Source organism: Paludibaculum fermentans, from assembly GCF_051172195.1.
GTDB lineage: Bacteria > Acidobacteriota > Terriglobia > Bryobacterales > Bryobacteraceae > Paludibaculum > Paludibaculum fermentans_A.
Map to the genome: position 1 here is coordinate 5,655,772 of NZ_JBPJAQ010000001.1, position 13,516 is coordinate 5,669,287.

8 protein-coding genes, 1 other RNA gene and 1 pseudogene are annotated in these 13,516 nt (G+C 62.7%); 6 read left to right on the forward strand and 4 right to left on the reverse strand.

Going from position 1 to position 13,516, the window contains the following annotated elements; translation table 11 throughout:
- Positions 1–19 precede the first annotated feature (19 nt).
- Entirely contained in the window at positions 20–2,719 is a 2,700-nt protein-coding gene (locus tag ACR9Y2_RS22675) for an MGH1-like glycoside hydrolase domain-containing protein (RefSeq protein WP_435043942.1), read from the reverse strand.
- A gap of 79 nt (positions 2,720–2,798) precedes the next feature.
- Between ACR9Y2_RS22675 and ACR9Y2_RS22680 the strand changes: the two genes are divergently transcribed.
- Both ACR9Y2_RS22680 and ACR9Y2_RS22685 read left to right on the forward strand, forming a co-directional pair.
- Entirely contained in the window at positions 2,799–3,329 is a 531-nt protein-coding gene (locus tag ACR9Y2_RS22680) for an adenylate kinase family protein (RefSeq protein ID WP_435043943.1), read from the forward strand.
- A pseudogene (locus tag ACR9Y2_RS22685) lies at positions 3,326–4,189 on the forward strand (VWA domain-containing protein); the annotation flags it as partial. The gene ACR9Y2_RS22680 and the pseudogene ACR9Y2_RS22685, both read left to right, overlap by 4 nt.
- Positions 4,190–4,260: 71 nt before the next feature.
- Here ACR9Y2_RS22685 and rnpB read toward each other — a convergent pair.
- An RNA gene (rnpB, locus tag ACR9Y2_RS22690) (RNase P RNA component class A) lies at positions 4,261–4,658 on the reverse strand.
- A 234-nt stretch (positions 4,659–4,892) separates the two neighbouring features.
- Between rnpB and ACR9Y2_RS22695 the strand changes: the two genes are divergently transcribed.
- The 4 genes from ACR9Y2_RS22695 to ACR9Y2_RS22710 all read left to right on the forward strand — a co-directional run bounded on the left by ACR9Y2_RS22695 (position 4,893) and on the right by ACR9Y2_RS22710 (position 11,476).
- A complete protein-coding gene (locus tag ACR9Y2_RS22695; RefSeq protein WP_435043944.1) occupies positions 4,893–7,901 on the forward strand; it encodes a PKD domain-containing protein in 3,009 nt (1,002 codons plus the stop codon).
- Between the two features lie 132 nt (positions 7,902–8,033).
- Entirely contained in the window at positions 8,034–8,549 is a 516-nt protein-coding gene (locus tag ACR9Y2_RS22700) for a hypothetical protein (protein WP_435043945.1), read from the forward strand.
- Positions 8,550–8,592: 43 nt separating this feature from the next.
- Positions 8,593–9,924, forward strand: a complete 1,332-nt coding sequence (mtaB, locus tag ACR9Y2_RS22705) for a tRNA (N(6)-L-threonylcarbamoyladenosine(37)-C(2))-methylthiotransferase MtaB (RefSeq protein WP_435043946.1) — start codon at positions 8,593–8,595, stop codon at positions 9,922–9,924.
- A 91-nt stretch (positions 9,925–10,015) separates the two neighbouring features.
- Positions 10,016–11,476: a hypothetical protein gene (locus ACR9Y2_RS22710; protein WP_435043947.1), complete on the forward strand. Its 1,461-nt coding sequence runs from the start codon at positions 10,016–10,018 to the stop codon at positions 11,474–11,476.
- A gap of 3 nt (positions 11,477–11,479) precedes the next feature.
- Here the strand turns inward: ACR9Y2_RS22710 and ACR9Y2_RS22715 are convergent, their stop codons facing one another.
- Both ACR9Y2_RS22715 and recR read right to left on the reverse strand, forming a co-directional pair.
- Entirely contained in the window at positions 11,480–12,916 is a 1,437-nt protein-coding gene (locus tag ACR9Y2_RS22715) for a M20/M25/M40 family metallo-hydrolase (protein WP_435043948.1), read from the reverse strand.
- Positions 12,913–13,512, reverse strand: coding sequence for a recombination mediator RecR (gene recR, locus ACR9Y2_RS22720; RefSeq protein WP_435043949.1), 600 nt, complete (start codon positions 13,510–13,512; stop codon positions 12,913–12,915). Before recR ends, ACR9Y2_RS22715 begins: the two co-directional genes overlap by 4 nt.
- Between the last annotated feature and the right edge of the window lie 4 nt (positions 13,513–13,516).

The following is a 13,516-nucleotide window of genomic DNA, read 5'->3' on the forward strand; positions in this document are numbered from 1 at the left end:
TCCAACCCACCCCGTCCCCCTACTCCGCATCCTCGTAATCCGCCGCCACCGGCCGCACATTCTCCCCCTCCAGCAACTCCTCCGCCCGCAAATGCCCGAACAACTGAATCAACCGCGCCACCGTCCCCGTCCAACCCGTCTGGTGACTCGCCCCCAGACCCGCCCCATTATCCCCGTGGAAATACTCATAAAACAGAATCAAATCACGCCAGTGCGGATCCTCCTGGAACAGCTGGCTACCCCCATAAACAGGCCGTTTTCCATCCTGCCCGCGCAGAAATATACCGCCGAGCCGATTCGAGATCTCCTGCGTCACCTCGAACAGGTTCATCATCCGGCCAGAGCCCGTAGGGCACTCCACCTGAAACGCATCGCCGTAATACAGGTAGTACTGCAGCAGCGCCCGCACGATCAGCATATTCACCGGCATCCATACCGGTCCGCGCCAGTTCGAATTCCCGCCGAACATCCCGTTGTCCGACTCCGCCGGCAGGTAGGCGACCTTGTACTCCTCGCCGTGCACGTCAATCTCAAACGGGTGCTTCTTGTGATACAGCGACAGCGACCGGATGCCGTAGGGGCCCAGGAACTCCTGCTCATCCAGCATTTTCTCCAGCACCCGCCGCAGCTTCTTCTCGTCGAGGATCGACAGCAGCCGCCGCCCATCGACACCATCGCGGTCAATCGGAGCGATGTTCGCCAGCACCTCCGGATGCCGCTTCAGGAACTTCCGGATACGATCCGTCATGACCCCAAAGCGGTTGGCCTGCGAAGGGCTCACCACCGTCGAGGCGCACAACGGCAACAGGCCCACCAGCGAGCGCACCTTCAACCGCTGGGCCGAGCCGTCCGGAAAGCGCAGCAGGTCATAGAAGAAGCCGTCAGTCTCGTCCCACATCTCGTCGAAGTTGTCGCCGATGCGGTCCATCGCCGAGGCGATCCACAGGAAGTGCTCCACGAACTTGGCGGCAAAGTCTTCGTACAGCACATCGTGTTCGGCCAGTTCCAGCGAGATCTCGAACAGGTTCTGCGCGAACAGCGCCATCCAGGCCGTGCCGTCTGCCTGCTCCAGGAAACCGCCGGTAGGCAGCGCCGACGAGCGGTCGAACACGCCGATGTTGTCGAGCCCCAGGAAGCCCCCGTCGAACACGTTGCGGCCGCCCGGATCCTTGCGGTTCACCCACCACGTGAAGTTGAGCATCAGCTTGTGGAACGAGCGTTTCAGGAACTCGACATCGCCGTGCCCGGTGCGGTCCTTCTCCAGGCTGTAGATGAATAGCGTGGCCCACGCATGCACCGGCGGATTCACGTCTCCGAAGTTCCACTCATAGGCCGGCATCTGCCCGTTGGGATGCAGGTACAGCTCGCGCAGCATCAGGTCGAGCTGGTCCTTGGCGAAGTCGAGATCCACCATCGCCAGCGCCGTCGTGTGGAAGGCCAGGTCCCACGCGGCGTACCACGGATACTCCCACTTGTCCGGCATCGAGATGATGTCGTCGTTCACCATGTGGAACCAGTTGGAATTGCGCACCAGGTGGCGCCGCGGACGGGCCGCGGGGTGGGCATTGTGTTCTTCCAGCCACACATCCAGGTCGAAGAAGTAATACTGCTTGGTCCACAGCATGCCGGCCAGCGCCTGGCGCATGACGCGGCCCTGGTCCTCGCTCAGCCCGTCGGGGGTAATGTTGTCATAGAAGCTGTCGGCCTCGGCGATCCGGGCGGCAAAGACTTCATCGGCGCGGGCCGGCGCGCCTGCGTCCTGCGTCAGCCTCAAATGAACCACGGTCTCGGTGCCGCCCGCCAACGTCACCACATGCAGTGCGGCCGCCTTGGTGCCTTCCAACTCCGGATTCACCGCCTCGCCCTTGCCCTCGATCACGTAGTGATGGAACGCGTCCTTCACATACGGCGTCTGGTTGGCCAGCCGCCACAGGCGCTGCGTATTGGTCTCATTGCCTGTGAACAGCAGTTCCCGCGCTTCCGGACATTGGAGATGGAAACGGCCCAGTACGGCGTGCTCCGCCGTAATCCGTCCAGGCGTCCCCTTCAATGACGGCCGCCCCGTGCGCGTCCCGTACGACCACGTATTGCGGAACCACAAGGTCGGCAGCAGGTGCAATGTGGCCGTCTCAGGACCCCGGTTGGCCACTGTGATGCGAATGGCGATGTCTTCGGCCCCGGCCTTGGCGTACTCCACAAAGACGTCGAAATACTTGTGCTCGTCAAAGACGCCGGTATCCAGCAGTTCATACTCGAAGTCGGTCCGCGTGCGCTTGCGGTTCGTCAGCACCAGGTCCGAGTAGGGGAACGCCGCCTGCGGGTACTTGTAGAGGTACTTCATGTAGGAGTGCGTTGGCGTCGAGTCCAGGTAGAAGTAATACTCCTTCACATCCTCGCCGTGGTTGCCCTCCGAGTTCGTCAGGCCGAACAGGCGCTCTTTCAGGATCGGGTCCTTGCCGTTCCACAGCGCCAGCGCGAAGCACAGCTGCTGCCGGTCATCCGAGATCCCGGCCAGCCCGTCTTCGCCCCAGCGGTAGGCGCGCGACCGCGCCTGGTCGTGCGTGAAATAGTCCCAGGCGTTGCCGTTGTCGCTGTAATCCTCGCGGACCGTACCCCATTGACGCTCACTAAGATAGGGACCCCACCTTTTCCAGGGCGCTGCCTTGGAACGGGCCTCCGCCAGCCGCTCACGCTCCTCCGAGCCTTTGTTCGGTGCCATGGCATCCAAGATGCCTGAATGGTTTGTCCGTCACAAGCCGGCTGTGGGGTACGATCGAGGTTGACGGAGGGATTGGGACATGTTTCGCCTTTGGTGCCTGCTTTTGTTACTCGCGCTCAGCGCTCCGGCGCAAACCCCGGGCAAAGGACTGGTCGTGGTCCTGATCGGACCGCCCGGCAGCGGCAAGACGACCCAGGCTGAATTCCTGACGAAGAAATACCGCCTGCCCGTCCTGACCGCCGATAGCGGCATGTCGAACGAACAGTTCGATGTCCGCCTAAAGGTGTTGAACACCGGCAAGGGCTTCGTCATCGACGGCTACCCGGCCACGCACGCCCAGGCGCAGCATCTCGCCGTGGTCGTGAAGCAGTTGAATCTGCCGTCGCCCGTCATCATCCAACTCGATGTCCCGGATGATGTTGTCCGGCAGCGTTTGGCTGGAAAGCAGAAACCCGAGGTTCTGGAGAAGCGTCTCTCGGACTACCACAAGGAGATGGATCTGATTCGCAGCTACTATCCGCAGGGCGACATCTGGACGGTCATCGGCACACGCCCGCCGCAGGAAGTATCAGGGACCATCGAAATGTTGATCCAAGACCGCAAGCCATGACGCTCAACCGGCGCGAATGGCTGGCCGGCGCACTGCTGCAGCAGCCCACCTTCCGGGCCTCCGCCCAGATCGTGGTAGTGCCGCTCACCGTGACGAATTCCAAGGGCCGCCGTGTCGCCGGCCTGACTGCCAACGACTTCCTGCTCTCGGACAACGGTCAACCGCGCGAATTCACTTTGGAGGACGTCAGCGGCCCGGTATCGCTGCTGCTGGCTGTGGAGACAGCACCCACCAGCGCCGCCGCATTGGACAAGCTGCGCAAGACGGCCGCCCTCTTCCAACCCCTTCTGGCTGGCCATGATGGCGAGATCGGCCTGATGACCTACGACGACGAAGTGCGCGTCCTGGCGGAGATGCAGCGCGACTCCACCGCCTTTGATGCCGCCCTCAAGGGCATCCGTGTCTCGGGCGGGCAGGGCAAGCAGCTCGACGCCATCGCGGAGGCGGTGGAGATCCTGAAAGCACGGCCCGCCGGACGGCGCCGCGTCCTGGTCGTCGTGGGTGAGTCAAAGGATCTCGGTTCCAGGATCAAGCTCGACAAGGCCATTGGCTTGGCCCAGCAGGCGAACGTCACCATCTACCCTGTCACTTACTCCAGGACCACCACTCCCTTCACCAGCCGCGAACCGCTCACCGGCAATGCCATGGGCGTGGATCTGCTGGGCGGCCTGAGGGAGCTGGTCCGGCTGGGCCAGGCCAATACGGCCACCGAAATCGCCCGCTTCACTGGTGGATGGACGAACTCGTTCACGAAGGAGAAGGGCCTGGAGGACGCGTTGCAGCGCGTTGGCGATGAGCTGCACCTGCAGTACGTGCTGGAGTTTAAGTCCGACCTGACGCAGCCCGGCGAGTTCCGCAAACTGGTGATCCTGGTGAAGAACCACCCCGAGTACACCCTGCGCCATCGCCCGGGCTATTGGATCGAATCATCGGAGCCTGCCGGATTGTAAGCCGGTTTCTGGACCCCGCCCGAAGACGAGGTGGCAGTCATTCCTCTAGGCCTGCCATTGCTGACAGACTCCAGCGACCTACCCGGAAGTATAACGGGACGAGCAGCCCCTCCTCCCCTATTTGGTCTTGCTCCACGTGGGGTTTGCCCTGCCACTCCGGTTGCCCGGAGCGCGGTGCGCTTTTACCGCACCATTTCACCCTTACCCACGTTGCCGCGGGCGGTATATTTTCTGTGGCACTTTCCGTAAAGTGGGCTTTGAGCCCACCCCCCCGGCCGTTAACCGGCACGCTGCTCTATGGAGACCGGACTTTGCCTCGGCCATAGCCGGTTTCCCCTATCCGGGGACCTTGCCAGGACGCGACTGCCCATCCGACAGGACTCCGCTTCCATTGTTTCACATCGCCATGGCTTTCTCTTCGTACTGCGGGTAATATCCGTAGTCATAGAACGCGTGGAACTTGGCTGGGGAAGGGAAGTCGAACCTAGCCTATCTCCGGGGTGGTTCTAGTACATTTCCATTCCTTCACCTTCCTCGGCTATACTGGACACTTGACCGAGGTGTGTCTGCAAGCCATTGAGAGGAATAGGAATCTCGCTTGAGGAGAAGTGACGTGAAAGCCACGATGTTAAAAACAGTGCTAGCGGCTCTTCTGATAACCACGTTGGGCTATAGCCAGATGGTTACGGGAGTCACCAAGGATGATTGGGAGGAGATCAACTTTGAGTTCAATTCTGCGGTTCTGACAGACGGCTTCCCCAGCTTGCTGCGTCTGGCCGAACTGCTGAATAAAAACCCCGAATACAAGGTAAAGCTTGACGGGCATACCGATTCCATCGGGTCTGAGAAGTACAACGAGAAGCTATCCCAAAGACGTGCGGAGGCGGTCAAAGGGTTTCTCGAAAAGTATGGTGCGCGCTCCGGGCAGATGGAGATCGTCCCTCGCGGCAAGCGCAACCCCAAGACTGAGAACAATACGAAGGAAGGCCGCTGGATCAACCGCCGTGTGCAGTTGATGGTCACGGACAAAGACGGCAAAGTCATTGGCGCGGGCGGCGTTGGCGACGCCATCCGGGCTATGCAGGCCCAGTGTCCTGACTATTCCCAGACGCTGGCCGAGATCCTCAAGAAGCTCGATAAGTTGGACGACATCGCGAAGATGCTGGCCGATCTCAAGGCTGAGAACGGCAAGCTGCGCTCCGACGTGGACGCGCTGAAGTCGGGTGGCGCCGCTTCGAATGCGGCCCAGGCTGCCCAACTTGCGCAGGCCTCCAAGGCCGCCACTCCGGATGATGTCCAGCGCATCGCCACCAAGACGGCGGACGAAGCCGTCGCCAAGGCGCACGATCCGCGCTTCTCCATCCTGGGCCTGAACGCCGGCGCGGACAACAACCGCAATGTCACGTTCTCCGGCCGCGGCCGCTTCTTTGCGCCGTTCAAGGAGAACTTCGCGATTCAGGCGCAGGGCGAGTATATGTACTTCAAGGAGCGCCAGGAAGCGCAGTTTGACCTCGGTCTGGTCAACCGCTTCGCACGGCGCGGCCAAGCCGGCCTGTTCAGCAGCTTCAAGCACGTGGGGCTGGAAGGCATGCAGAACGGCGGCAACCTGGGCCAAGCGTCCATGACCCTCGACTACATCTTCGGCCGGGGCCGCGTGGGCTTCTTCGGTTCGAAGGGCTTCATGGATAACTCGGTGGTCAACCGCACCATGATCTCGCGCAATGTGTGGGAAGAGGCTTACCTGCGGATCGTCGACCAGGCCGGTGTCTCCACCGCGCTGACGCTGTTCGGTAAGACGATGCTGGAAGCCAACATGGGCATGTTGTCGGTGCATGGCGGCTCCAACAAACCGGGCGGCACCATCCGCTTCATCCAGCCGTTGAACAACAAGATCGCGCTCACGCTGGAAGGCGGCTTCAACGAGACGTACGTCGGCAACAATGCCAACGGCCGTGTCGTGGCCGGCATCCAGTTCGGCAACTACGTCCAGCCCAAGGAATACCTGGAGATGGACAAGCCGATTCCGGTCGACGTGCCGCGCGTTCGGTATGAGATGCTGACGCGGCGAGTCCGCACCGGCAATGACGCTCCTATCGCCGACGCGGGTCCCGATCAGATCGGCGCTCCGGCCGGCACCATCAACCTGGACGGTTCGGCCTCGTTCGATCCCGATGGCGATCCCATCACGTTCCAGTGGGTCCAGGTCGCCGGTCCGTCGGTTGGCCTCAGCGGTGCGACGACCTCCAAACCGTCGTTCACTGGTGTCGAAGGACAGACCTACAGCTTCCGCCTCACGGTGAAGGACAGCTACGGCCTCGCCTCGCTGGCTCGTGTCACCATCACCACGCGCAGCGCGGCCAAGGTGATCATCCAGAAGTTCACAGCCACGCCCAGCACCATCAAGTCCGGCGCCTCTTCGACGCTGGCCTGGCAGGTGTTGAATGCGGATGAGGTCACCATCTCTTCCGTCGGCAAGGTGAATGCGCAGGCCGGCACGACGCAGGTCTCGCCCGCCGATACCACCACCTATACGCTGACCGCCAAGAACAAGGACAGCGAAGTCAGCGAGACGGTCACGGTGACGGTGGAGAAGCCCACCATCCGGATTCTCAGCTTCCGCGCCGCTCCGGCCACCATCAACCTGGGCGAGGCTTCGAACCTCGTTTGGGAGACTGAGAACGCCGACACGGTTTCCATCTCGACGGTGGGCACGGTGCAGGTCACCGGCACCACCTCGGTCAGCCCCAAGGAGACCACCACCTACACACTGACCGCGACCAACAAGTTCGGCTCAGTGAACGCCACGGCCACCGTCACGGTGAACAAGCCGAACGCCCCGCGGATCCTGAACTTCACCGGCAACCCGTTGGAGATCGGCCAGGGCGACAGCTCCACACTGAGCTGGGAAGTCCAGGGTGCGACGGAAGTGGACATCAGCCATGTCGGGGCCCAGACCCTGAAGGGCTCGACTCCGGTGACGCCCTCGGGCACGACCACGTACATCCTGACCGCGAAGAATGCCGGTGGGGAAGCGACAGCCAGCGTCACCATCACGGTGATCCCCAAGCCGACCGTCACGTTCTCGGCCACTCCGACCACGACGGCCAAGCCCGGCGATCCCTCGCGCTTGACCTGGACCACGACTGGGGCGACGAACGTCACCATCAGCGGCGTGGGCTCGGTTGCGCTGAACGGTTCAGTTGACGTCACCCCGCAGACCGACACCACCTACACCATCACGGCCTCGAACGCGAAGTTCTCGACGACGCAGACGGTGACCGTGAAGGTGACCCCGGTGAAGCCGCCGGACGAAGTGGTCGACCCGCCGGTGATCCACCTGAACACGCCGGACTACATCGAGACGCTCTACCGCGACATCTTCCTCGATGCTTCCGGTTCGACTGACCCGCAGGGCCTGCCCCTCACCTACAAGTGGGAGCAGGTCGGCCAGGTCAACAACAACTCCGCCGCGGCGATCCTGTCGTCCACCTCGCCTGTCACCCGGGTTCAGCTCGGCGGGCAGTTTGGCGACTACATCTTCCGCGTGACCGTGACGAACAGCAAGGGCAAGAGCGCTTACAAGGACATCCAGGTCCGCTTCGTGCTGACCCGCCGTCCGTAGTTCGCCGCGACCGTTGAACGAAACGAAAGACCCTGGCGGAAGCCGGGGTCTTTCCGCGTCTGGGGCAGGACTAGGACCGATGGGACTACTGCCGCTGGCTTGAATCCGACCAGCACTGTACAATCGGGCATTATGCAGCGCGCCGTCCTGTCATTACTCCTCCTGGCCGGCGCGCATGCTCTCCGTTCGGACCCACAGCCGGGCCTGCGGGAACCGCTCGACGTCAACCGCGTCTATGCCTCAGGACAGGATGGCGCGGGCCTGCAGGCGCTGCCTGTCGAGGCCGTCAAGCTAGCGGGCAAAGGGCAGGAAAGGACGGCCTCCTTCCCTGGCGGCCGTTCCGTCCTCCGGTTTCGAGAAGGCGCCGTGCCGGCTTTGGTGGTCCGCTTCGCCGCAGGCGGGGTTGGCGCTTCGGCTCCCCGGCTCTATCTCCTGCAGTCCGGCCCGCAGGAACGCATGGTCAGGCCCGGGATCTGGGCCTACTCTTCAGCCCAACGCCAATCGCCCGGCACTGTGCCCTCCAGGCTGGAGGGCTACGGCAAGGTCTCCTACCGCATCGTCCCGCCCCCGATCCTGCGGCCGGGCGAGTATGCCATTGGCCTGGGCCGGGGCAGTTTCGGATTTACGTTCGGCATTGATCCGAAATAGGGGTTTTCCTGCCGGCGGGGCATCACCAGCTAAACTGGATAATGTGAAGAAGTTCTACATCCAGAATTTCGGCTGCCGCGCCACGCAGGCCGACGGCGCCGCTCTGGAAGGGTTGCTGGAGAAGCAGGGCCTGGCCGCGGCCGATGGGGCGCAGGCGGCCGACCTGGTGATCCTGAATACCTGCACGGTCACCTCGTCGGCGGATGACGATGTGCGGAAGAGCATTCACCGTGTGCACCGCGAGAATCCGGCGGCCCGCATCCTGGTTACCGGTTGTTATGCCCAGCGCGCTCCGGAGGAGTTGAGCCGCATTCCCGGGGTCACCTGGGTGGTGGGCAACTCGCACAAGACGGAGATCCCCTCGCTGGTTCCGCAACTCAACCAGGCTGAGTACCACGGCCAAATCCTGGTTGGCGACATCTCCGCGGCCACCGGATTTCTCTCGTCTCCGGTCGACGATGCGTTTGGCGACCGCACCCGGCCGAACCTGAAGATCCAGGAAGGCTGCAACAACGTGTGCACCTTCTGCATCATCCCGTCGGTGCGGGGCCGTTCGCGCAGCATGACGCTGGAGCAGGTGTTGGGTGAGCTGCGCGGCCTGGCCGCCAACTACCGGGAAGTGGTCTTGACGGGCATCAACCTGGGGCGCTGGGGCAGGGAAGCGGGCTTCCGCCCGACGGACCGCATGAGGCTGTCCGATCTGCTGCGAGTGGTTCTGGATGAGACTGCCGTGGAACGGCTGCGGATCAGTTCGGTCGAGCCGATGGACTTCACCGACGAACTGCTGGAGCTGATGGCGTCGTCTTCGCGCATTGCCAAGCACGTACACGCGCCGCTGCAGTCGGCTTCCGATACGGTACTGAAGCGGATGAAGCGCCGCTACCGGTCGCGCCATTATGAAGACCGCCTGCGCCGCGCCTATGGCCTGATGCCCAATGCCGCCTTCGGCGCCGATGTGATGACGGGCTTCCCTGGCGAGACGGCGGAGGAGTTCCAGCAGACGTACGACTTCATCGAGCGGCTGCCGTTCACTTACCTGCACGTCTTCACGTATTCGGAGAGGCCGGGCACGCCGGCTGTCTCGCATGCCGAACCGGTGCCGCACCAGGTGCGCAAGGAGCGGACGCGGCGGCTGAGGGACCTGGCTGCTCGCAAGAACCTGGCGTTTCGTGAGGCGCAGGTGGGCCGTGTCCTATCCGCGGTGACGCTGGACAACGGCAAGGCGCTCACGGAGAACTACCTGCCTGTGGAGATGGCCGTGTCTCGAGGGTCCAACGAACTGGTTGAACTGGCGATTGGCGCAGTGACCACCGCCGGGCTCAGCGAGACCGGATCTGTAGCGGCGATGACACCGGTCTTCAACATCGTCCGCTAGCGTCTTTCAGTAATTCAGTATCTATTAGTACAAATATAAAGAGGATTGCATTCCAATCGGGAGCCGCCCGATACTCTGGAAAGCATCCTTTATGAAGTGCGTACGTCCGTCGTGTACAGGAAACATCGTCAATGGAAAGTGTGACCGTTGCGGGGCGTTTTCGATGCTGCCGGCGCAGCCGCTGCCGGACGTCATGTCCGTTGACGAATGGAAGTTTTTCACCGAACTAGGCCTCTTAAAACCACGTTCTTCCCAGCTCAAGTCCATCGACAAGGCGATCGACGCCTACAACAAAGCGCAGTCCAGGGCCGGGGCCGACCTGATCAAGAAACTGTTGGATGAGTGGGTGGCAGGGAAGGGCGGGTACGACTCCGCCTGGATGCGTGCCCGGGATGGCCGCAATCGCCTGGGGGCCATCAGGGTTCTGCACGACCAGCTTTCCGGCCGCCAGGTGCGGATCACGCGCGACGACCGGCTCGCGCTGGCCTTCATGGAAGAGCAGTACAAGCTCTATGTGGACAATCTGTTTCGCGGCTCGATGGTCGATTTCGCTGGCAAGACCACGGTGCTCGGCATGGTGAAGAGCGCGTATTCGAACGCGTCCACGGCGGTTTCCACCTCGCGTTCACTCGCCTCGGGCGCGGTGCAGGCCAGTTATGCGGAAGCTTCGTCGAAGGCGAGCGAACAGGCGGGGGAGATCATCAAGCTGGTGTTTGGAGATCCGAAGGATCCCGAGACGCTGCGGCAGGTGCAGGAGCACCTGAACACGTCGGTGCAATCGTTGCAGAGCACGCTGGCGGTTGGCATCAAGATCGCGCCGAAGGCGGCCAAGGTGGTGAAGTCGTGCTATGACGTCTACAGTGCGATCAGCCGGCGCGGCGACGGGAAGGCGGCTGAGCGGGCCCAATCCGTGCGGGGGAAGGAGGGCGAGGCGGCGCTGGCGGCGGTGATCGAGATGATGACGCGCGAGGCCAAAGTGCAGGCCACGGAACTGGCGGCCAACACGGTGCAGTTGGGCGGGGCCATTGGCGACATCTTCACCGGCGGAGTGACGGGCGCGGTCACCGACATTGCGACCGCGGTGGGCCGGCTGATTCGCGACATGATCCTGTTGAAGCTGGATCTGGACGAGAAGGCAGCGGCCAACAAGTACCTTCTGAAACTGACTGGCGAGGCCAGTGTGACGCCGGTGCTGACGTTTGAGGTGTTTGGCGAAGCGCCGCTGTTGGGCGCGTACCTCATCCTGGCGGCTGACGATTCGTTCTTGTTCCGCGACCTGTTCACGAAGGGCCTCGGGTCAGTGAGCTTCGCCCTGCACATTGAGTATTTGAAGCGGAAGTACAACGAGCCGCTGATGAAGGCCACGCAGACCTGCATCGTGAATCAGCGGCTGCGTGTCACCGCGAAGCCGATCCCGAAGGTGAATGTGATTGTGGACGAGTTGCCTTCGGATTTGCTGGCCATCCGGGATCCAGGGATCCTGGACCGCATGAAGATGCGCTGGGAGAAGAAGCAGGTGAAGTTCATGCGGCGGATCGCGGCGGCGTTCTAGCCGTCAATAGACCGGCATCATGAAGAGGGCGCGCATGGTGTCGATGCCGTCCCAGAGGTTCTGCAGCCTTAAGTTCTCGTTGTGGCTGTGCTGGTTGTTGTCGTGATTCGCGATGGGCACGCCGATCAACGGAATGTGCAGCACGTCTTCGATGATGGCCAGCGGTACGCTGCCGCCTAGGGTGGGCATCTTCACGACGGGTTTGCCTTTGCTCTCGAGGGCAGCGATGACGGCGCGCGACTGGGGCAGGTCCATTGAGGTGCGCACGGCACGGTAGCCGCCTTCGGTGGCATAGAAGGCCGCGATTTTGGGCCATTGGAGACGTTCGAACTCAGTGGGCTCGCGGCCCTCTACGACGAAGTAGCCCTGGTCGCGGATGTGGGCCTTCACCTCTTCCAGCATGGCCTGGGGGTCGTTGCCTTTGACGAGGCGGACATCGACCGAGACTGAGGCTTCACTAGGGACGACGTTGCGGGACTCTTCACCGACGGCTCCGCTGGCGATGCCTCGAATGTTGAAAGAGGGCTGGTTGAGCACTTCCATGAGGCGGCGCGGCGAGTTCTCGGTGCGGGCGATCCAGAGCTCGCGCATCAGGGCTTCGTCGATGGGCGGCTCAGCTTTCATGGCCGCCACTTCGGTATCGGTGAGCGGATCGATATCGGCGTAAAACCCGGGGATGGTGACGCGGCCTTCGTCATCCTTCATTGAGCCCAGCAGGCGGGCGAGCATCATGGCCGGATTGGGCGCCCAGTTGCCGTAGTGGCCGGAGTGCAGTTCCCGTTTGGGTCCGTAGACCTTGAGCTGGAAGCCGGTGACTCCGCGGGCTCCGAAGTAGACCTGCTGCTGGCGCGTCTGATGGACGGGGCCGTCGCAGATGATCCAGAAATCGGCCATGACGAGCGGAGTGTACTTCTGGAGGATGCGGCCGAGGCTGGCCGAGCCCGCTTCTTCCTCGCCTTCGAAGAGGAACTTGATGTTGACGGTGGGCGCTCCGTTGCCGGCGCGCAAGGTGTCGAGCGCGGCGAGCATCGCCATGATGACGCCTTTGTCGTCGGAGGCGGAGCGGGCGTAGATGCGGGCTTCGGGATCGGCCGGATTGCCGCCGCGGTAGGAGGGCTCGAAGGGTCCGCTGCCCTTCCACAGCGCGGGGTTCACGGGCTGGCCGTCGTAGTGGGCGTAGAAGAGGACGGTGCCGATGGCGTTCTGGACTCCGATTTGGCCATAGACGGCGGCCGGGGCGCCGGGGACTTCCAGCAGTTGGGTCTGGACGCCGCGGCGCTCCAGGGCGGCCCGGATCCAGGCGGCATTCTCCTTGAGGCCTTCGGGGTCGGCTGCGACGTTGGGGATTTTGAGGAACTCGTTGAACTCGGCCAGAACGCGGGCGTGGTTCTGGGCGCTAGCGGCCGAGCAAAGGAGGCTGAGCAGGAGAATGCATTTCACATCTCCCTCCGGTTTTCCAGGGATTTGGACATCGTCACTTCGTCGGCGTATTCGAGATCGCTGCCCACGGGGATGCCCATGGCGATGCGCGTGACCTTGATGCCGAGCGGCTTGAGCAGGCGGGCCAGGTAGACGGCGGTCGCTTCGCCCTCGACGGTGGGGTTGGTGGCGAGGATGATCTCTTCCATCTCGCTATCGACGAGGCGTTCGAGCAACTGCTTGATGCGGAGCTGTTCGGGGCCGATGCCGCGCAGCGGGCTGATGCTGCCGTGCAGCACGTGATAGAGCCCTTCGAAGGTGCGCGTGGTTTCGATGGGGACGATGTTGTGGGGTTCTTCGACGACGCAGATGCGGCGCCGGTCGCGGTGCGGATCGCGGCAATAGAGGCACTTCTCCCCGTCGCTGATGTTGTTGCAGATGATGCACAACCCCAGCTTTTCCTTGACGTCGACGAGGGCCGTGGTGAGGCGGTCGACATCCTCACGCGAGGCGCGCAGTATGTGAAACGCGATGCGCTGCGCCGATTTCTGGCCGATGCCGGGCAGACGCTTTACTTCCTGAATCAGCCGGGCGAGGGGTTCCGCGAAGTCGGGCATGTTG

Bases quoted from the DNA above. Each gene is read 5' to 3' on its own strand.
- ACR9Y2_RS22700 (WP_435043945.1), top strand. From the start codon at position 8,034: ATGCAGCGCGCCGTCCTGTCATTACTCCTCCTGGCCGGCGCGCATGCT.
- recR (WP_435043949.1), bottom strand. From the start codon at position 13,512: ATGCCCGACTTCGCGGAACCCCTCGCCCGGCTGATTCAGGAAGTAAAG.
- ACR9Y2_RS22675 (WP_435043942.1), bottom strand. From the start codon at position 2,719: ATGGCACCGAACAAAGGCTCGGAGGAGCGTGAGCGGCTGGCGGAGGCC.
- ACR9Y2_RS22680 (WP_435043943.1), top strand. From the start codon at position 2,799: ATGTTTCGCCTTTGGTGCCTGCTTTTGTTACTCGCGCTCAGCGCTCCG.
- ACR9Y2_RS22710 (WP_435043947.1), top strand. From the start codon at position 10,016: ATGAAGTGCGTACGTCCGTCGTGTACAGGAAACATCGTCAATGGAAAG.